The organism is Amycolatopsis sp. CFH S0740 (assembly GCF_004522315.1).
Lineage (GTDB): Bacteria > Actinomycetota > Actinomycetes > Mycobacteriales > Pseudonocardiaceae > Amycolatopsis > Amycolatopsis nivea.
The window spans coordinates 54,720-74,389 of the sequence record NZ_SDLS01000003.1; the positions used below are offsets into that span (position 1 = coordinate 54,720).

The following is a 19,670-nucleotide window of genomic DNA, read 5'->3' on the forward strand; positions in this document are numbered from 1 at the left end:
ATCAGCTGCCCGCGACGGCGCGACCGTAGCGTTCGGACAACAACTGCAGCCGCGGGATCAGCTCCGGCGGCGATTCGACCGTGAAGTCCATCATCAGCATTCCAATGTAGACAGCCACGGTGTCCAAACTGTCCGCGCCGGTGACGAGTACACATTGGTGCTCGTCAAGGGGTTCGACGACGCCGACCGTCGGATTGATCCGCGCCAGCACCTCGTCCGCCGAGGCGTCGATGCGCAGCCGCGCGTGCACGATCCACCCGCTCGCCGCGATCGTGCGCATCGCGAAGCCGGTGTAATCCCCGCCGGGCAAGGGATTCGGCTCGAACCGGCGGCGGGTCGGCATCCGCGGCTGCATCAGGTCGACGCGGTAGGTCGCCCAGTTGCCGTCCTGCGGATCGCGCGCGACCAGGTACCAGCGTCGTTGCCAGCTGAGCAACCGGTACGGCTCGACCAGCCGCAACTCGTCCGCGTAGTCGAAGCGGAGCCATTCGACGTGCCGGATCGCCCGCGCGACCTCCTGCAGCACGGCACCGTCGACCTCCGGATCGGGCGCGTCGGTGCCGGTGTTCTCCGGACCGCGGTCGATTGTCGAGCGCAGGGCGTCGACCGTCGGACGCAGCCTCGACGGCAGGACGTGTTCGAGCTTCGCGAGCGCCCGCGTGCCGGCCTCCTCGATCCCGGAGATACCCGCCGCCGCCCGCAGCCCGACGGTGACCGCCACCGCCTCCTCGTCGTCCAACAGAAGCGGTGGCAGCTTCCCGCCCGAGCCCAGCCGGTAGCCGCCGACGTTCCCGCGCGTCGCCTCGACGGGATAACCCAGGTCACGCAGCCGTTCGACGTCGTGCCGGATCGTGCGGGCCGAGACGCCCAGGCGCTCCGACAGTTCCCGGCCGCTCCGCCCAGCGGCCGTCTGCAGGAGAGCGAGAAGCGCCAGCAACCGCGCCGTCGGATCGGCCATCGAAACTCCTTATTCTATTAGGAACTGATCCTACCTAATAGCCTCCTAGTGTTCTTCTCATGACGAACGCAACCGCCTCCCTCGCCCTCCGCCCCTTCACCGTCGAGGTCACCGACGCCGAACTCGCGGACCTGCACGACCGCCTCGCCCGCACGCGCCTGCCGCAGCCGTCGCCGACCGACGACTGGGACGCCGGCACCCCGAACGCCTACCTGCGGACGGCGCTCGAGGCGTGGCGGAGCTTCGACTGGCGCGCCGCCGAAGCGCGGATCAACTCTTTCCCGCACTTCACCACCGAGATCGACGGCCAGACGTTCCACTTCATCCACGTCCGCTCCGCCCATCCCGGCGCGACGCCGCTGCTGCTCGCGCACACCTATCCCGGCTCGTCGGTCGACTACCTCGACCTGATCGACCGCCTCGTCGACCCGGTCGCACACGGCGGCCGCGCCGAGGACGCCTTCGACGTCGTCATCCCCGACGCACCCGGCTACGGCTTCTCCCAGCCCGTCGCCGAAGCGGGCTGGACAGTCGCCCGCGTCGCCGCCGCGTACGACCGCTTGATGCGCGGCCTCGGGTACGAGAGCTACGGAATCCACGGCTCGGACAACGGCGCGATGGTCGCCAGGGAGCTCGGCTTGCTGAACCCGGACGGTTTCCTCGGCCTGCACGTCCTGCAGCTGTTCTCGTTCCCGTCCGGCGACCCGGCGGAATTCGAACGCCTCGAACCGGCCGATCACGCCGGCCTCGCGCACATGCAATGGTTTCAATCAGTCGGTGGCTACAACACGATGAACGCGTCGCGCCCCCAGACGGTTTCCGTTGGCCTCAGTGACTCCCCGATCGGATTACTCGCCTACAGCGAGCTGTTCAACTCCTTCGGCAACGGGACCTCGCTGGTGCCGCTGGAAACGATCCTGCTGGAGGTGAGCGTGAACTGGTTCGCCAACGCCGCTTCCGGGATGAGCCGCAGCTACCTGGAGAACGCCCGCGCACAGGCCGAGCCGCGGGTGAGCGACGCGCGCACCGGGGTCGCGGTGTTCAAGGACGACTTCCAGACCATCAAGACCTTCGCCGAACGCGACAACACCAACATCGTGCACTGGAGCCGCTTCGAGGAAGGCGGCCACTTCGCGGCGATGGAACGCCCCGCCCTCCTCGCCGGCGACATTCGCGCTTTCTTCGCTAACCGCGACTGACCCCTGCTGATTCCGCGCCCAAACCCCGCCCGCGTTGCTGCGGACGGGGTTCTCGGCGTCCAAGACAGAGCTGTGGGTAGCCGACTTCCAGGGAGTGGTTCACCCAATTGAGTGCCGAATGGATGTTCGATTCTTCGCTACCATGGGGAACGGCTCGGTGGCAGAGCGAATTCGAGGAAGGAGTGTGTTCGATGACTCGTGAAGGCTGAATCTCTTGATGCGCGGTGTGTTCACAGCGGTGGGTTCACAACGGCGCGAGGTCGATGCGGCGTGTTTGCCGCGACGATTCAGGACAAACGCGATTCAGACACGCACACACAGCGCGTTTCCTGCGATCCGAGGCGGCGGATTCTAGGTGGCTGGCTTGAAACAGTGCTAGGTCGAGGTGGCGTTTCGGTACTGCGCTAGGTCGCCGCGACGCGGGGTCGACGACACAGTGCAGAGCTACGCCGTGCTGTGCGGCTGCCCCTGACGAGTCCGATGTCAGCTCGACGCGATGTGGTTACCGCGACGTGCGCGCGCGGCGCGGTAACTGCCGCTTCGGAGTCCGCTCAGGACTCGACGCTGGACGGGTTATTGCCTTATTGCCTTGGCAGCCAAGGCAATCCGGTCACGGCGGTCGGTGCAACGCGAACTGTCACCGATGCGGTGGAGTTGCCGTGCGGTGGAGTCGCAGCGTGGTGGGTACGCGGTGGCTACGCGGCGGGCGTCCCGTCACAGCTGCAAGGAGCGCGGTCGCGCGTGCGGTGTCGACGTTGCGGCATGGCTGCTTCAGCGTCGATCGCCGCGCTGCGGTTGTTCGTCGCTGCGCCACAGTAGTCGTCGCCGCACTGCGGTTCTCGTCGCCGCGCTGCCGTTGTTCGTGACCGCACTGCGGTCGTTCGGCGCTGCGCCGCGGTTGTCGTCGCCGCACTGCGGTTCTCGCCGCCGCGCTGCCGTTGTTCGTGACCGCACAGCGGTTGTTCGGCGCTGCGCCGCGGTTGTCATCGCTCCGCCACCGGTTGCCGTCGCCGCACTGCGGCTGTCGTCGCCGCGCCGCGATTTGTCGTCGCCGCACTGCGATTCTCGTCGCCAACCGCAGTTCTCCATCGCCACACTGCGGCTGCCGTCGCTCCGCTGCACTTACTGAACCCTGCGCAACAACCCAACCACCGAACCACTCACTCAAGCGGCAGGTCAAACGCGACCAGCGTCCCCAAACTCGGCGAAGAATTGAGGAAAAACCGGCCACCAGCAGCATCAGCACGCTCGGCGAGATGCCGCAGCCCCCGGGTCGCGACCCCTTGCGGCACGCCGGATCCGTTGTCCCGCACGCGAAGCTTCACACCCTCCGCGTCGCGGGTCAGGGTCACGCGGGTTTCGCTCGCACCGGAGTGTCGGACCACATTGGACAGCGCCTCGCGCAGTGCGGCACGGATGTGGTCGGCCCGCTCGGCGGGGATGTCGGCGAACTCGCCGGACAGCTCCAGCGTCGGCGGATACCCGAGCAACTCGCCGGCGATGCGCACTTCGCCGCGCGCGGATTCGGCGAGGTCGGTCGGGGTGCCGGGGTCGTGTCGTGGCTCCGGCGAGCGCAGGGCGCGCACGGTGCCGCGGATTTCCTCGATGGTCTGGTCCAGCTGGTCGATCGCGTCGGACAGCCGGGCCCCGTCGGCCTGCGCGAAGCGTTTGCGCATGTTGCGGCGGACCCGGTCCAGTTGCATGCCGGTGCCGTAGAGCCGTTGCACGATCACGTCGTGCAGCTCGCGGGCAATGCGTTCGCGCTCTTGGTAGAGGGTGACGCGATGCCGCGCGTTCGCGCCCTCCGCCAGCGCGAGCACCACCCCGGCCTGCGCCGCGAACGCCGCGAGCATCTCGACCGTGCCCGCGGAAAACGGCTCGCGACCTTGTCGTCGGTACACCGTGAGAGCACCAAGCACCCGCCCGCCGGAACCGAACGGCGCGGCCGCGAACGGTCCGTACCCGCGCAGTTCGTCCGGCACATACGGGGCCGTGCGCGGGTCGACGATGAAGTCCTCCGCCGCGATCGGCTCACTGCCGCGCGCGACCTGGCCCGCCGCGGAATCCGTCCCGAGGGTCAGCCCGCGCAGTTCCCCGACCGGCCCGCCGTCACCGTCGCCCGTCTGCACCTCGGCGAGAAAGCCGTCGACCCCATACGCCGCCTCGACCACGACGCGCCCGTCATCGGCGCTGACCATCGCCAGCCCGAGGTCCGCGTCCGCCAGCTCGACGGCTCTGGCCACGACTGTTTCCAGCACCCCCTCCGGGTCGTCCCCGGACAGCGCGGTGCTGGTGATCTCCGTAGCCGCGGAAAGGGCGCGTGCGGCGAGTGTCGGGTCCATAAGCAACTCCGACCTTAGCGCGGAGCCCTGCCCCAGACCCGAAATCGTGACCGTCACCAACAACCCTCCGTCACGCCGCCACCCGCGGCAACGCCCGCCGCACGACGCGCCCGTCCCGGACCTCGAAAACGATGTCCGCTTGCAGCTCTTCATCCGCATTGTGCGTTACGTGCACGACCGTCCGTCCAGCAAGCTCTGTACGCAACGTCGCCCGCAACGCCCGCGCCGTGGGCTCGTCGAGATGCGACGTCGGCTCGTCAAGCAACACCAACTCCGCCGACGAAGCCGCCAGCAACGCCCGCGCCAACGCGACCCGCTGCGCCTGCCCACCAGACAACCCGCCCCCGGCGCTGTCGAGCACCGTCGCCAAATCCAGCTCCGGCAACTGCGCCTGATCCAGCACCCGCCGCAAATCGGACGTCTCCGCCAACGGATCAGCGAGCCGCAAATTCTCCGCCACAGTGGTCGAGACGAGCATCGGCTCCTGCGGTGCCCAAGCCACCTTCGCCGGCACCACGACCTCGCCGCGACGAGGCTCGAGGAACCCCAGCAAGGCCGCCACCAACGTCGACTTCCCAGCCCCGCTCGGCCCGACGACCGCCACATAAGCCCCGGTCGGCACGCTCAACTCGACGTCCTTCAGCACCGCCTCGCCGCCAGGCCACCCCAGCTCGGCACCCCGCAACCGAACCGCAGCTGCACGCTCCAAGTCCGGCTCGTCGACGGACTGAGCGACAAGGGAACCCGCCGGTTCAGCACGACGGGCTTCTTCGTCAACGTCCCCGGCGGGACCAGCCGCACCCCGCGAACGCCCCGCTCCCGCGCGACCTGCTACTTCGTGGATGTCCCCAGCGGAACCAACCGCAGCATGCGCTCGGGCGTCGGCGTCGCACGCACCCCCGGCAAAACCAGCCACACCCCGCGACCTCCCCGCTCCCGCGCGACCTGCTACTTCGTGGATGCCGCCAGTGGAACCAACCGCAGCGCGCGCTCGGCCATCCGCTTCGCACACACCCCCGGCAAAACCAGCCGCACTCTGAGAACGCCCGACCTCCGACTCGCCGACCACCGCGCCAAGCCGAATCCGAGCCGCTCGCAGGGTGTCCCAATGCACCGCCGCCTGCGGCAACAGCGCCAACACCTCGGCCAGCGCCAAGGGCACCAACGCCAGCAGCGGAGCCATCACCCCCGCCAGCTCCCCACGGCCGACCGCGCCCGCCGCCAGCATCGTGCTGACCACTGCGGCCGCCCCGGTCGCCAGCGTGATCAGTGCATCCGCCGCGCCTGCGCCGAAGGCCTGCCGTCGGGTGTCGGCGGCCAGTCGGGTGTCCGTCGAGGCCAAGTCGCGGCGACGCGAAGCCGCCCCGCCGTAAGCGAGCAGTTCCGCCGCCGACGAGAACAGCACCAGCACCCGCGCAGCGACGTCCCGGCGTCCAGCAGCCAGGGCCGAAGTCGCCCGTCGCTCCAACCGCAACGCGACCGCCGGTGCCGCCAAGCCGACCAGCACAGTCAAGGCCAGTACCAAACCGGCCGACGGCAGCACCAACGTCTGCACCGCGACAGCCCCGGCCGCGACCAGCCCGACCACGATCGGCGGCGACACGACTCGCGGCAGCAGATCGCGCACCGTGTCGACGTCCGTCACCAACCGCCGCTGGCTCTCCCCGGCTTCGAGACTGCGCGCAGGACCCAAGCGCACCAACGCATTCCATAGCCGAACACGCAACCGTCCGGCGATCCGGAAGGCGGCGTCGTGCGTCACGAGCCGTTCGACATACCGGAGTCCGGCCCGGCCGAGTCCGAACGCGCGCACCCCGACGACCGCGACCGTCAAGGTCAGAATCGGCGGCTGCAACGAAGCTTTGGCGATCAACCAGCCAGAGGTCGCGGTGAGGGCGATCCCGGCCAAGAGTGCCAAGGCACCTAACAGGGCTCCCGAGAACAGCCGTCGGTCGAGCAGCATCCGCCAAGGAAGCGGTCGGGCATCAAAACTGTCCGAAGTGGACTCACTGACCGCCGCGGGAGCCGAGTCCTGAACAGCGACTGCGGCTGAACGTTCGTGCGCAGCGATGACCGCCGCCGCACCGTTTTCGACGGCTCGCTCGACGGCGTCCATGACCCGGCGCGCGTTGACGTCGTCCAGGTGTGCGGTCGGCTCGTCCAGCAGGAGCAACCACGCGCCTGACTGAACTCGCAACAATGCCCGAGCCACGGCGACGCGCTGGCGTTGTCCTTGGGAAAGCCGGTCGACCGGACGGTCGGCGAGGCCGTGCAGGCCGAGTTCGCCGAGCATCGCGTCGACGTCCGGTCCAGCGACCGCGAGTTCTTCCCGCACGGTGCCGCCGCTGAAAACCGGCGACTGCGGGACCCAGGCGATCCCCGCGCGCCACCGTTCGAGGTCGGCCTGAGCCAGCGGTACGTCTCCGGCCAGCACCGACCCGTCGTAGGACGGCACGAAGCCCAGCAAGGTCGCTAGCGTGGTCGATTTACCGCCACCGCTCGGCGCGCGCAGCCACACGATCTGGCCGCGCCGGACGGAGAAACTCTCGCCGTCGGGAGCGAATCCACCGCGTCGAGCGACTTTTAGGTCGGACACAACCAACGATCCACAGGGCGCGGTCCGCGTTCCTTCGGCCGGGACCGGCTCCGCGAGCACCGCGGTCACCCGGCGGACCGCTTCCACGCCGTCCTCGCTCGCGTGGAATGCCGCGCCGACCGCGCGAATCGGCTGGTAGCACTCGGGAGCGAGGATCAGCACGCCGAGTCCGATCGCCAGCGGGAGCGATCCCGACACCAACCGAACGCCGATGACGACCGCCACCAAGGCGACCGAGAGCGTCGCCGCGAGTTCGAGCACGAATGCCGAGGAGAACGCGACACGCAACGTCTTGAGCGTGGCGCGACGATGCCGGTCCGACAGTTTCCGGACGGTTTCGGCCTGGGCATCGGCACGCCGGAACGCGGTGAGCACTGGCAGCGCCCGCACCAGTTCGAGCAGCAGGCCGGACATCCGGTGCACCGCGTCCGTCGCGCCGGAAACGCGGTCGGCGGTGAATTTTCCGACCAGGACGGCGAACATCGGCAGCAACGGGACCGTCGCGGCGATGATCACCGCCGACGGCCAATCTGTCCACAGGATCGCCGCGCCTGCCGCGATGGGGACGACCGCGGCGGTGACGAGCGCGGGCAGGTACTCGCGGAAGTAGGAATCGAGTGCGTCGAGGCCGCGGGTCACGAGGGTCGTGAGTTCGCCGTGGCCGCGGCGGGCGAGCCATTCCGGGCCGAGGCGCAACGCGTGGTCGACGACGCGGGCGCGCAGGTCGCGTTGCGCGCTCGCGGCGGCGCGGGCGGAGACCACCCGCACCGCCCAGCTGGTGCCCGCGCGGCCCACGACGAGCGCGAACAGGACAGCCAACTGGACGGTGCGGCCCCCTTCCCCCAGCCCCCGGGAGACCACGTCCGCGAGGATGTCCGCCAGCAGAAAAGCTTGTCCGACAAGGAAAACCGCGTTCCCGAACGACAGCACCGCGACCAGGATCAGCGCTCGGCGCGCGGCCGGCCCCAGGGCCGAGAGCGCGCCGAGCGGACCCTTGCCCGGCCGCACAGGGTCCATGGGGGACCCGGTGGCGGAAAGGGGTGCGCGGCCGGGAAGCTCGGTCATGGTGCGTGCACCGCCGGGATGTGCTGGACGCCGATGCGCTTGCGGAACACCCAGTAGGTCCAGCCTTGATAGATCAGCACAGCTGGCGCCCCGAACGCGCCGACCCAGGTCATCACCGTCAGCGTGTAGTGGCTGACCGCGCTGTTCATGATGGTCAGCGAGTGCGCCGGGTCGAGCGTGGACGGCAGGACGTTCGGATAGAGCGCGCCGAAGAAGGTCACCGCGGCGGCCGTGATGACGACCGCGAGCGCGGCGAACGCCTGCCCGTCGCGGTCGACGTAGAGCCGCAGCCACGCGACCGCGGCGGCGAGGACGACGATCACCAGCGAGAAGAGCGTCCACAGTTTGCCTTCGCGGACCTGGACGACCACGAGGAACGCGACCAACGGCAGCAGCCCGACCGGGAGGATGCGCAGCGCGATGGTGCGTGCCCGTTCCCGCAGGTCACCGGTCGTTTTCAGGGCAAGGAACGCCGCGCCGTGCACGAGCGAGAACCCGACGATCGCCACCGCGCCCAGCAGCGTGTCCCACCGGACCGACTCGAACGGCGACCCGACGCGGTTGCCTTGCGCGTCGAGCGGCAGGCCGAGCACGGTGGTCGCGAGCAGCAGCCCGACGCCCAGCGGAGGGATCCAGGAACCGATGATGATCACGCGGTCCCAGACGCGCCGCCAGCGTTCGGAGTCGACCTTGCCGCGGTACTCGAACGCGACGCCGCGCCCGATGAGCGCGATGAGGACGAGCAGCAACGGGAGGTAGGCGCCGGAGAAAAGCGACGCGTACCAGCCGGGGAACGCCGCGAAGGTCGCCCCGGCCGCGACGATCAGCCAGACCTCGTTGCCGTCCCAGACCGGCCCGATCGTGTTGACGAGGACGCGCCGCTCGGTGTTCGTCTTCCCGAGCACCGGCAGCAGCATCCCGACGCCGAAGTCGAATCCTTCGAGGAAGAGATACCCCAGCCAGAACAACGCGACGATCGCGAACCACAGCGTTTCGAGCGTCATGCCCACTCACCTCGTCCGGCGTGCGCCGGCGTCATCCGGTCGGCCACCGGGTTGCCCCCACGATGGCCCTGAGTTATCCACAACCCGCCGAGTTGTCCACAGATTCGCTGTGGGTAACCCGCGAGAGCCACGAACCGATTACGCTGGGTACGGGGCGTCCCCCCGGTGAGGGCGGGGGCTGCGTTCTCGGCGGGAGGCTGGTCTCGCCAGCCGGTCCAGGCCAGTGGAGCGGGCCGCGCCCAGACCCGGCCCTCCGGGTCTTCTGGCGGCACCCCGGCCCGCTCCACCGGGTCAGTAGGCGAACGAAAGCGCCTGGTCATCGGAATCATCCGAACCTTCGTCAGAAGAGGAAGCAGCGGCAGGCGGCATCACCGCGTCCACGCCGCCCCGTACGTACTTGCGCATCAGGTACAGCTCCACCACGCCCAGCACCGCGTACAGCAGCGTCAACGCGATCAGCGACGTCAGGATCTCGCCCACCGTCAGCCTCGACACCGCCTGCGCTGTGAACATCCACATGCCCTCGACGCCGGTCGGGTTGGGCGCGACCACGAACGGCTGCCGCCCCATCTCCGTGAAGATCCAGCCCGCGCTGTTGCCGATGAACGGCGTCGCGATGCCGCCGAGCACCAGCAGCGGGAACCAGCGTCCGCCGGGGATTCGGCCGCGTCGGGTGAGCCACAGGGCCAGCAGGCCGATGCCCGCGGAGATCGCGCCGAAGCCGATCATGATCCGGAAGCCCCAGTACGTCACCGGCAGGCTGGGCACGTAGTCGATCGGCTTGCCCGCGAGCGCGCCGAGCGCCGGGTCGTCCGGGTAGTTCGTGCCGTATTTCGCCTGGTATTCCGAAACCAGGTTCTCCACGCCCTTGACCTCGGTGGAGAAGTCGTTGTGCGCCAGGAAAGACAGCAGCGCGGGCACGTTGAACGTTTTGACGTCCTCACAGTTCGCGTTAGCGACGTCGCCGATCGCGATGATCGAGAAGCTCGCCGGCTTTTCCGTGTGGCACAACGCTTCCGCCGACGCCATCTTCATCGGCTGCTGCTCGAACATCAGCTTGCCCTGCATGTCGCCGGTGATCGCCAGTACTGCGAACGCCACCACGCCGACCCAGCCGCCGAGCCGCAGCGACGAGCGCCAGACCTCACGGTGTTCGTCCGACGTCGACCGTCGCCGCCACAGGTGCCATCCGGCCACGCCGACCAGGAACGCCGCCGCTACCGAGAACGCGCCGGCCAGCGTGTGCGGGATCGCGGCGAGCGCCGTGTTGTTCGTGAGCACCGCGCCGATCGAGTTCATCGTCGGCTTGCCGTTCACGAACTCGACGCCGACCGGATGCTGCATCCAGGAGTTCGCGGCGAGAATGAAGTACGCCGAGGCCATCGTGGCCAGCGAGAACGCCCACGCGCAGGCCAGGTGCACGCGACGAGGCAGCCGGTCCCAGCCGAAGATCCACAGGCCGAGGAAGACCGACTCGACGAAGAACGCGAGGAGGCCTTCCATCGCGAGCGGCGCGCCGAACACGTCGCCGACGAACCGGGAGTAGGCGCTCCAGCTCATCCCGAACTGGAACTCCTGCACGATCCCGGTCACCACGCCCATGGCGAAGTTGACGAGCAGCAGCTTGCCCCAGAACTTCGTCATCTTGAGGTGCCGCAGCTTGCCGGTGCGCACCCACGCCGTCTGCATGGCCGCGACCAGCACCGAAAGTCCGATGGTCAGCGGGACCATCAGGAAGTGGTAGACGGTGGTGATGCCGAACTGCCACCGCGCGAGCTCAAGGACATCCACGTGTCCGATCCTCCGCGCGCGCAGTCGCGCGAGCCAGTTCAACACGTCCTGAACTCGCCGGGACCAACGTCCCGCCGACCTGCTGGAATCCGGGTCCGGCCCCAGACCGAGCTACCCCCGATCAGGTGGTGCTCAGCGGGTCTCCTCCACGAGCCACGACAGGTACCGCGGGCTGCCGCCGACGATCGGCGTGACGATGACCTCGGGCAGGTCGTACGGATGCCGCACGTTCAGGAACTCCTCCAGCGCGCCGGACCGGTCCGCGGCCGTCTTGCACTCGACCCGCCATTCGGCCGCCGTCTGCACCTCGTCCTCCCACCGGAAAACGCTGGTGATCGGCCCCACGATCTGGGCGCACGCGGCGAGCCGGGCCTCGATGGCGCTCGCGGCGATGGTGCGCGCGGCGGCCTCGGAGTCGACGGTGGTGGTGACGACGACGTGGTCAGCAGACATGACCCGCACCGTACCGCAGCCGGAAAACAGAATTCGGCGCACCGAAAAAAATATTCCGGCCCACCAGCGGCGAGCATTCTGCCGACCTTATCAGGCAATTCGCGAAACCCATCAGCTTGCGGTTTTCTGAACCTCCCCTTTATCGTTGCAGTGAAAGGGGTGAGCACGAACCCATGTCTCCCGCATTGATCGCTCTGTTCAGCGCGTTCGGCCTGGTACTGGCCGTCGAGCTGCCGGACAAGACGCTCGTGGCGACCCTCGTGCTCACCACTCGTTTCCGCGCCTGGCCGGTATTCGCTGGAGTGTGCGTGGCGTTCGCCGTGCAATGCGTGATCGCGGTCGCTTTCGGAAGCCTGCTCACTCTCTTGCCGGAAACTCTTGTTTCGGTGCTGGTCGCCGCGATGTTCGGCGTCGGCGCGTTCCTGCTCCTGCGCGAGGGCTTCAGCGAAGGCAGCGAAGCGGGCGAGGACGCGTCGCGGTCCGGACCCGGGCCGGTGTCGTTCCTGCGTTCCGCGCTGACGTCCTTCGGCGTGCTCTTCGCCGCGGAGTGGGGCGACGCCTCGCAGCTGGCGACCGCGGGTCTCGTCGCCCGTCTCGGCAACCCGTTCGCGGTCGGGGTCGGCGCGTTCGTCGCGCTGGTGTCGGTCGCCGGGCTGGCGGTGTTCATCGGCGCGAAGATCCGCGACCGGATCCGGCCGAAGCTGATCCAGCGGGTCGCCGGGTTCGTGTTCGCCGGTTTCGCCGCGTTCGCGCTGGCCCAGCTGCTCTGGTAACGGCCGTTTCACAGGAACGCCGGGTAACCTCTTCGGAACCCCCGAACGAGGACCAGGTGAACCCCCGGTGACGCCATGGCCTCCGCCATGACCGCCGAGGAGCGCCCGTGCCGACCACCTCCCGCGCCGCCGTGTCGCCGGTGTCGCCGGTGCACGGCAGGCTCGCGCTGGCGGGCATCGGGGCGGCCGTGGTCATCGCGACGGACCTGCACCTGCGGCTCTCCGCGCAAATCAGCCCGGTCTGGCAGACGCTGTCGGAGTACGTCTACGGCAGGCTCGGCGACCACTCGGCCGCACGGCTGTTCGCCGTCATGTGCCTCGCGCTCGCGCTGGGTTCGCTGGCGTTGCTGGCCGGGCTCGTCAAGGCCCGCCGCTCGCCCGCGGTCGTCATCCTGCTCGGCGTGTGGTGCGCCGGCCTCACGATCTGCGCGACGGTCCCCGTCGACCCCAACGGCGAAGCCCGTTCCTTCGACGGCCAGCTGCACAACGCCGCCGCCCTCACCGCTTTTCTCGCGCTCCCCGCGGCCGCCTGGCTGCTGACCCGCCGCGGCGGTCGATCGTGCCCGTGGGAGCCGCGCCGCACGACGATCCGCCGCCTGGCTCTCGCGAGTTTCGCCAGCGTGGCGGTGGTGCTGGGCGGTTTCGTGTTCACCCTGCTCACCGGCCCCGCGCAGCAGGAAGTGACGCTCGGGTTGTTCGAACGACTGCTGTTCACGGTCGACCTGGCGCTGCTGCTGACCATGGTCCGCCCGCTGGTCGCCGCGTCCCGCCGCTAGGTCCGCAGCACCTCGGCAAGCTTCAGAGCCGCTTCCACCGCCAACGGCCCCACTTCGTCCGAAGCCAACGGCTCCAACGAGATCACCCCGACGCTCGCCCGCAGACCCGGAACCCCACGCACCGGCGCGGCGACGCCAGAAGCACCGGCCTCGATCTCGCCGGTCGAAACGGCCCACTTGTCAGTGCCGCCGGGCCGCAACGCCATCGCCCGTCCCGCCGCACCCGCGGCGAGCGCGTGCCTGCTGCCGACCCGGTACGCCACGTGGTAGCTCGTCCACGACGGCTCAACCACTGCGACCGCCTGCGCGTGATCGCCCTGCGCCACCGTCAGATGCGCGGTAGCGCCGACCTTCTCGGCCAGCTCGCGCAACACCGGCCGCGCGGCCTCGCGCAGCTGTGGCAGCACCTGACCAGCCAGCCGCAGCACTCCGACGCCGAGCCGCACCTTCGTGCCGTCCCGCCAGATCAGGCCGCGTTCGGCCAACGGCACCAGCAGCCGGTACACCGCCGCGCGGCTGGCGCCGATGGTCACCGCGAGTTCGGAGATGGTCGCCGCCTGCTCGCCCGAATCGGCCACCGCCTGCAGCAGCGCCAGGCCGCGGTCGAGGGTCAGCGACCCCTCCGTGCTCACAACAGCTCGAGTTCACCCAGGTCGGCCACCGGCTCGGCGAAGGACGCCGCCGCGTACGACCCGAACAGCTGCCGTACCGCCTTCGCGGCCGGCTCCGGCAGCGCGCGCGCCTCGTCCGCGAGCGCCTTGCCGTCGGTCGACTCCAGCGCCGCGCGGACGTCGCCGCCGGAGAGGCAGCGCGCCGACGCGACGAGCAGGTTCAGGAAGCCGTGATGCGTGAAGCCGGTTTCCGGGTCGACGTGCCGGACCGCGCGGTGCAGGCTGTTCGTCGCCTTGAACGACGCTCCCGGCGAGCCGCTGACCACGGACAGGAAGTCGGCGACCTCGTCCACGCTGGGGAAGTTCTCCCCCGCCTTGCCGCCGCAGCGGATCTTCGGCCAGCTGCCGTGCTCGATCACGTTGCGGACGCCGTCCAGCCAGCCGACGCCGCGGCGCGGTTCGACCACCCGGATGACGTCCTCGGGGACGAACTCCGAGACGCGTTCGAGCCACACCTCGTCGACGTCGGACGGGGCGGGCATCTCCACCATCCGCAGCGACAGCAGCTCGCTGCGCGATTCGACGATCGAGATCGCCTTCGGAACGCCGCCAAGCCCGGTGTCGATGATCAGCGACAGCGGCAGCGGCTCCTTGGGCTTGATCTTGATCAGCTCGGTGATCAGCTCCGGCAGCCGCGAGGCCTGGCACAGGAAAACCCCGAGCACCCCGGCGTGTTCCCCGCCGCGCGATTCGAAGTGCGCACGCAGCGCCTCCGGCATCGCGACGTCCGCGGGCGGGAAGAGCGCCGAGTCGTCGACGAGCCGCGCGAACAGGGGAGGAATTCCACGGGGGCCGGGGGGCGTGAGTTCCACAGCGCTTGACACGACTGACACGCTAGTAGCGTACGGCATGGGGACAAAATCGTTCGCTCTGCGGACGCATTTCACGGCCTTCCTGACACGGGACCAACCGGCCGAATGAGCCGATTCCACGCGGTCCCACCTTTAAGCCGATCCGCTGACCAGCATTTTCCCGCCCCGTGGGTGATCTTCGCGCGCGCTCTTCCCTTCGCGCGGCAATTCAGGTTAGGCTCACCTAAGTAGGAGGTGAGCCGTGACCGAGGCACCCGTATCCGTGCGCCGCCCGCCCGCGCCGAATCCCGCCGAACGCGCCAAGACGATCGCGACCCGCGGCGGCCCGGCGACGATCATGCCGACCGTCGAGAGCGCAGGCTGCGAAGCCGAACGCGTCGAGCCCGTCCTGCATCACGTGCACCACAGCGGAAGCGTCAGCATTCTTCTGCCGGACGAGCACCCGATGGTGCGCGCGTCCCGGCAGGCTCAGCGCGGCGAGCTCGCCGTCATGGTCGAGCTCGCCGACCACGCCCCAGTGGCGCTGCGGGAACCGGTCCGCGGCCTGCTGTGGATCACCGGATGGCTCCGGCCGCTGACGGAGGTGTCGGCCCGCGCCCGCGCGGTGTCGATCGCGCAGCAGCGGCCGGACCACCGGCTCCTCGACGTCGGCCACGGCCTCACGCTGCTCCGGCTGACCCCGGCGTCGCTGGTCCTCGCCGACGCGGAGGGCACGCATTCGCTCCGGCCGCACATGTTCAGCGCGGCCCCGCCGGACCCGTTCCACGATTACGAGGCCGAATGGCTGCGGCACCTGGAAAGCGACCATCCGGACGTGGTGGAACAGCTGGGCCGGCACCTGCCCGCGGACCTGCGCGGCGGCCGGATCCGCCCGCTCGGCCTCGACCGGTACGGCCTGCGCCTGCGCGTCGAATCACCGGCGGGCGACCACGACGTCCGGCTGGCGTTCTCCCGCACCGTCGACAGCCCGCCGCAGCTGGCCGCGGAACTGCGCCGGCTGCTCGGCTGCCCGTTCCTGCGCCACCAGCACGGCGAGGACTGACCGTCAGTCCTCGGCCAGCTCCGGGGGAAAGCCGCCGGTCGCGATCGGCCCCCACCGGTCGATCGTGATCCGGATCAGGCTCTTGCCCTGTTTGCGCATCGCCTCGCGGTACTCGTCCCAGTCCGGGTGCTCGCCGGAGATGCTGCGGAAGTAGTCGACCAGCGGCTCGACCGAATCCGGCAGGTCGAGCACCTCCGCGGTCCCGTCGACCTGCACCCACGGGCCGTTCCACTCGTCCGACAGCACGCACACCGACACCTTCGGCTCGCGCCGCAGGTTGACCGCCTTCGCGCGCTTCGGGTAGGTCGAGATGACGATGCGGCCCTCGTCGTCGACGCCGCAGGTGTTCGGGGACAGCTGGGGCCGCCCGTCGGCGCGGGTGGTCACCAGGATCGCGCGGTGACGCGGCTTCAGGAACGCGACCAGTTCGGCGCGCTCGACCTTCGTGTTGGTGGCGATAGTCCTCGGCATACCCCGACGGTAGCGTGCGTTCATGCGCACCACAGAGCGTTCCGGACGGCCGTCGGGCCTGCGATCCTGGCTCAACCCGGCACTTCCGGCGTTCCCGGCTCAGCTCACCGATCCGCGCGAGCGGCGGGCGGTCAAGATCGAGCTGGTCCTCGTCTTCGGCATCACCCTCGGGCTGTCCGGCGCGCGCAGCCTGCTGTCCCTTGTGGACTCACTGTTGCGGCCGACCCCGTTGGCACAGCAGCAAGTGCAGCTCAACGTCCCACGCGCGGCGGCGAGCCTGCTGGACCTGCTCCAGCAGCTGCTGAGCGCCGCGCAGCTGATCGGCTGGGGCGGGCTCGGGCTGTACCTGCTGTGGCGGGCCGGGATGAAACTGCGCGAAATCGGGCTGAGCAGGCGCATCCGTTCCGACGCGCTCATCACCGTCGGGATCGCCGCGCTGATCGGCATTCCCGGGCTCGCGCTGTACTTCGTCTCCTATCACCTCGGGTTCAGCCTCGCGGTGCAACCGTCCACTTTGGGCGATACCTGGTGGCGGCCGATCGCGCTGACGCTTTCCGCGTTCGGCAACGCTTTCGCCGAGGAAGTGCTCGTGATCGGCTATCTGCTCACGCGGCTGCGGCAGCTCGGCGTGCGCGAGAACGCGTCGCTGTTCGGCGCCGCGGTGCTGCGCGGTTCCTACCACCTGTACCAAGGGTTCGGCGGGTTCGTCGGCAACCTCGTGATGGGACTGGTGTTCGGCCGCGTGTGGCAGCGGACCAACCGGCTGTGGCCGCTCATCGCCGCGCATACTTTGTTCGATGTGGTGTCCTTCGTCGGCTATTCGTTGCTGAAAGGCCGTCTTTCCTGGCTCCCGTGATGCCCGCTCATTAGGCTCGCACTTCGTGAGCGAGACGAGCGAAAGCACCGCACCTCCCAGGGTGGACAGCGAAGTCGGGCCGCTTCGGGCAGTACTGCTGCACCGGCCGGGAAACGAGCTGAAACGGCTCACGCCCCGCAACAACGACAAGCTGCTTTTCGACTCCATCCCGTGGGTGAGCCGGGCCCAGCAGGAGCACGACGCGTTCGCCGACGTCCTGCGCGGACGCGGCGTCGAAGTGCTCCTGCTGGCCGACGTTCTCCGCACCGCGCTGGAAGATCCGCGCGCGCACGCCGCCGGGGTCCACGCGGCGGTGGACGACCGGCGGCTCGGCAGCGACCTCGCGGACTCGCTGAGGTCGCATCTCACGAGTGTCGACGCGCCCACCCTCGCCGAGGTCCTGATGGCGGGTATGACGTTCGAGGAGCTGCCGTCCGCCGAGGGCGCGTCCCTGGTGCGGATGATGCACCATCCGCGCGACTTCGCCGTCGATCCGCTGCCCAATCTGCTGTTCACCCGGGATTCGTCCGCGTGGATCGGCGACCGCGTCGCGATCTCGTCGCTGACCATGCCCGCGCGGCGGCGGGAAACGGCGCTGCTCGACCTCATTTACGCCTACCATCCGCGATTCCGCCACGCCGCCCGCGCTTACGGCGCGCATTCCGCGCCGATCGAAGGCGGCGACGTGATGCTGCTGGCCCCCGGCGTCGTCGCGATCGGCGTCGGAGAACGGACGACTCCGGCCGGCGCCGAATCGCTCGCCCGTTCCGTATTCGCCGACGGACTCGCGCATACCGTCCTCGCGGTGCCGATCGAACAATCGCGCGCGACAATGCATCTCGACACTGTATGCACGATGGTCGATGTCGATGCCGTCGTAATGTATCCGCTCGCACGCGATTCCCTGACCGCGTTCACCATCAAGCCGACTGGCGACGGCGGCGTAAAAGTGGCCGGCCCGACGCCGTTTCTCGAAGCCGCCGCGGAAGCGATGGAGATCGACCGGCTGCGGGTGATCGACACCGGCCTCGACCCAGTCACCGCGGAGCGCGAACAGTGGGACGACGGCAACAACACGCTGGCACTGGCCCCGGGCGTGGTCGTGGGATACGAACGCAACGCGAAGACCAACGAGCGGCTCACCGCGGCGGGCATCGAGGTGCTGCCGATCACCGGGTCCGAACTGGGGTCCGGCCGCGGCGGCCCGCGCTGCATGTCGTGCCCGGTGCGCCGCGACCCTCCGGCGAGGCGGCGCTGACCTGCGGAGGTTTCCCAGTAGCGCACAGGGGTTCTCCCCTTCGCCGCGCGATGCTGCAGTCGTGAGGGGAACCCTCAGGGAATCTGATTCCCTCAGGGTTCCCCTCACGGACTTCCGCAGGACCCACGCGGCCCCCGCCGCGCACCGTGCTACAGAGAAAGCCCGGTGAAGAAAGTTAGCCTCTCCTTAATAAGGGCGCACATATTAAGGGAAGGCTAACCAAAATAAGTGTTTCCTTCTTGAGGAATGGTAACCCTAATAGGGTGGAGATCACCAGCCAAAAGTGGAAAACAATCGGGTATTGACGTACTGTGACGGACATGGCCCTCACGAAGAAAGAACCGCGCTCCAAGTTCTACGAACTGCTGCAGGCGCAGATTCACAACGAGTTCAATGCCTCCCAGCAGTACATCGCGCTCGCGGTCTGGTTCGACAACGAGGACCTGCCGCAGCTCGCGAAGCACTTCTACAAGCAGTCCGTCGAGGAGCGCAATCACGCGATGGCGCTCGTCCAGTACATGCTCGACCGCGACCACCACGTCGAAGTCCCCGGCACCGGCGAGGTGCGCAACGAATTCTCCGCTCCGCTCGAGCTGCTCGAGCTCGCGCTGGAGCAGGAGAAGGAGGTCGCTGCCGACATCTCCGCGCTCGCGAAGGCCGCGCGAGCCGAGGAGGACTACATCAGCGAGCAGTTCACCCAGTGGTTCCTCAAGGAGCAGGTCGAAGAGATCTCCCAGATGTCGACGCTCGTCACGGTCGCGCGCCGCGCGGGTGACAACGTCTACGAGATCGAGAAGTTCCTGCACCGCGAGGCCGTCGGCGACGCCGGCGCGGACGCCGGGATGCCCCCGGTCGCGGGTGGCGCGCTGTAAGCGCTCGATGCTTGCCGGAAGCCCGGTTGTCCCCAGTGTGGACAACCGGGCTTCCCCATGTGGATAACTTCAGCGCCGCTCGTAGTGCGCGATGAGCACGCCGGTGGTGGTCGCGACGCTGCCGGCGAGCGAAAACTCGGTCAGCGGAGCCGGTCCTTCGAACAGCCGCGCGCCGCGGCCGAGGGTCAGCGGATGGATCAGCAAGGTGTAGCGGTCGACCAGCCCGGCGGCGTGCAGCGCGTGCACGAGCGAAACGCTGCCGATGATCGAAAGATCCTTGCCCGGCAAGGCTTTCAGCTCCGCCACGGTTTCCACCGCGGAGCCGCGCAGCAGCACCGAATTCTGCCAGGCCTCCGCGTTGTCGAGGGTGGTGGAGACGACGTACTTAGTCGCGGCGTTCATGTGCGCGGTGAACGGATTCCCGTCCGTCCGCGGCCCCCAGGCCGTGGCGAAGTCCTCCCAGGTGCGCCTGCCGAACAGCATGTCCCCAGGTCGGCTCATGCCCTTGCCCATCTCGCGGGCCATGACGTCGTCGCTGTAGCCATTGCCCCAGCCGCCTAGGTCGAACCCACCGCGCGTGTCCTCGTCGCTGCGGCCGAGGCCTTGGACGACGCCGTCGAGGGTGACGCTCAGGGTGACGTTGATCGAGCGCATCGGGGATGTCCTTCCGCTTCCGCGGGCCGCCAATCGGCCCGTCACCCGCTACACGAGCGGCGTGGAGCCAGATCGAC

Annotated in this window: 17 protein-coding genes; 7 read left to right on the forward strand and 10 right to left on the reverse strand. The window is 69.0% G+C overall.

Translation table 11 applies throughout. The features are described 5' to 3' along the window. Window position 1: 1 nt before the first annotated feature. Window positions 2-958: a YafY family protein gene (locus EIZ45_RS06495; RefSeq protein ID WP_134664492.1), complete on the reverse strand. Its 957-nt coding sequence runs from the start codon at window positions 956-958 to the stop codon at window positions 2-4. Window positions 959-1,017: 59 nt separating this feature from the next. On the opposite strand from EIZ45_RS06495, the gene EIZ45_RS06500 reads away from it, so the two are divergent. Continuing rightward, the gene (locus EIZ45_RS06500; RefSeq protein ID WP_134664494.1) at window positions 1,018-2,157 is read left to right on the forward strand and encodes an epoxide hydrolase family protein; all 1,140 of its coding nucleotides are present in this window, start codon (window positions 1,018-1,020) and stop codon (window positions 2,155-2,157) included. Between the two features lie 1,160 nt (window positions 2,158-3,317). On the opposite strand, the gene EIZ45_RS06505 is transcribed toward EIZ45_RS06500, so the two are convergent. The 5 genes from EIZ45_RS06505 to cutA form a co-directional block, all read right to left on the reverse strand. Next, window positions 3,318-4,499, reverse strand: coding sequence for a GAF domain-containing sensor histidine kinase (locus tag EIZ45_RS06505; RefSeq protein ID WP_134664496.1), 1,182 nt, complete (start codon window positions 4,497-4,499; stop codon window positions 3,318-3,320). A gap of 70 nt (window positions 4,500-4,569) precedes the next feature. Next, window positions 4,570-8,112: a thiol reductant ABC exporter subunit CydD gene (gene cydD, locus EIZ45_RS06510; RefSeq protein WP_134664498.1), complete on the reverse strand. Its 3,543-nt coding sequence runs from the start codon at window positions 8,110-8,112 to the stop codon at window positions 4,570-4,572. A 44-nt stretch (window positions 8,113-8,156) separates the two neighbouring features. After that, entirely contained in the window at window positions 8,157-9,164 is a 1,008-nt protein-coding gene (gene cydB, locus EIZ45_RS06515) for a cytochrome d ubiquinol oxidase subunit II (RefSeq protein ID WP_037807007.1), read from the reverse strand. A gap of 291 nt (window positions 9,165-9,455) precedes the next feature. Further along, window positions 9,456-10,955, reverse strand: a complete 1,500-nt coding sequence (locus EIZ45_RS06520; RefSeq protein WP_134664500.1) for a cytochrome ubiquinol oxidase subunit I — start codon at window positions 10,953-10,955, stop codon at window positions 9,456-9,458. A gap of 132 nt (window positions 10,956-11,087) precedes the next feature. Then, complete coding sequence (cutA, locus tag EIZ45_RS06525; protein ID WP_037718964.1) at window positions 11,088-11,408, reverse strand: divalent-cation tolerance protein CutA; 321 nt, start codon at window positions 11,406-11,408, stop codon at window positions 11,088-11,090. 173 nt (window positions 11,409-11,581) lie between these two features. On the opposite strand from cutA, the gene EIZ45_RS06530 reads away from it, so the two are divergent. Further along, window positions 11,582-12,181 carry a TMEM165/GDT1 family protein gene (locus EIZ45_RS06530; RefSeq protein ID WP_037807003.1) on the forward strand — a complete coding sequence of 200 codons (600 nt, stop codon included), beginning with the start codon at window positions 11,582-11,584 and terminating at the stop codon, window positions 12,179-12,181. A 107-nt stretch (window positions 12,182-12,288) separates the two neighbouring features. Further along, window positions 12,289-12,957: a DUF998 domain-containing protein gene (locus tag EIZ45_RS06535; protein ID WP_043837866.1), complete on the forward strand. Its 669-nt coding sequence runs from the start codon at window positions 12,289-12,291 to the stop codon at window positions 12,955-12,957. Here the strand turns inward: EIZ45_RS06535 and EIZ45_RS06540 are convergent. Then, window positions 12,954-13,589: an IclR family transcriptional regulator gene (locus EIZ45_RS06540; RefSeq protein WP_043837868.1), complete on the reverse strand. Its 636-nt coding sequence runs from the start codon at window positions 13,587-13,589 to the stop codon at window positions 12,954-12,956. The two genes, EIZ45_RS06535 and EIZ45_RS06540, sit on opposite strands and share 4 nt — an antisense overlap. Then, window positions 13,586-14,440 (reverse strand): hypothetical protein, encoded by an 855-nt coding sequence (locus EIZ45_RS06545; RefSeq protein WP_268744717.1) that lies wholly within the window; start codon window positions 14,438-14,440, stop codon window positions 13,586-13,588. The genes EIZ45_RS06540 and EIZ45_RS06545 overlap by 4 nt, the downstream gene beginning before the upstream one ends. Window positions 14,441-14,681: 241 nt before the next feature. Here EIZ45_RS06545 and EIZ45_RS06550 point away from each other — a divergent pair, with 241 nt between their 5' ends. Further along, the gene (locus EIZ45_RS06550) at window positions 14,682-15,482 is read left to right on the forward strand and encodes a DUF2470 domain-containing protein (protein ID WP_134664502.1); all 801 of its coding nucleotides are present in this window, start codon (window positions 14,682-14,684) and stop codon (window positions 15,480-15,482) included. Between the two features lie 3 nt (window positions 15,483-15,485). Here the strand turns inward: EIZ45_RS06550 and EIZ45_RS06555 are convergent, their stop codons facing one another. After that, window positions 15,486-15,953 carry a PPOX class F420-dependent oxidoreductase gene (locus EIZ45_RS06555; RefSeq protein WP_037806990.1) on the reverse strand — a complete coding sequence of 156 codons (468 nt, stop codon included), beginning with the start codon at window positions 15,951-15,953 and terminating at the stop codon, window positions 15,486-15,488. 22 nt (window positions 15,954-15,975) lie between these two features. On the opposite strand from EIZ45_RS06555, the gene EIZ45_RS06560 reads away from it, so the two are divergent. The 3 genes from EIZ45_RS06560 to EIZ45_RS06570 all read left to right on the forward strand — a co-directional run bounded on the left by EIZ45_RS06560 (window position 15,976) and on the right by EIZ45_RS06570 (window position 18,939). After that, window positions 15,976-16,809 (forward strand): CPBP family intramembrane glutamic endopeptidase, encoded by an 834-nt coding sequence (locus EIZ45_RS06560; RefSeq protein ID WP_051728584.1) that lies wholly within the window; start codon window positions 15,976-15,978, stop codon window positions 16,807-16,809. 61 nt (window positions 16,810-16,870) lie between these two features. Continuing rightward, a complete protein-coding gene (locus EIZ45_RS06565; RefSeq protein WP_134664693.1) occupies window positions 16,871-18,067 on the forward strand; it encodes an arginine deiminase in 1,197 nt (398 codons plus the stop codon). Between the two features lie 320 nt (window positions 18,068-18,387). Further along, on the forward strand, window positions 18,388-18,939 hold the full coding sequence (locus EIZ45_RS06570) for a ferritin (protein WP_043837874.1): 552 nt from the start codon (window positions 18,388-18,390) through the stop codon (window positions 18,937-18,939). Between the two features lie 69 nt (window positions 18,940-19,008). On the opposite strand, the gene EIZ45_RS06575 is transcribed toward EIZ45_RS06570, so the two are convergent. Then, window positions 19,009-19,593 (reverse strand): dihydrofolate reductase family protein, encoded by a 585-nt coding sequence (locus EIZ45_RS06575; RefSeq protein ID WP_134664505.1) that lies wholly within the window; start codon window positions 19,591-19,593, stop codon window positions 19,009-19,011. Window positions 19,594-19,670: the final 77 nt, after the last annotated feature.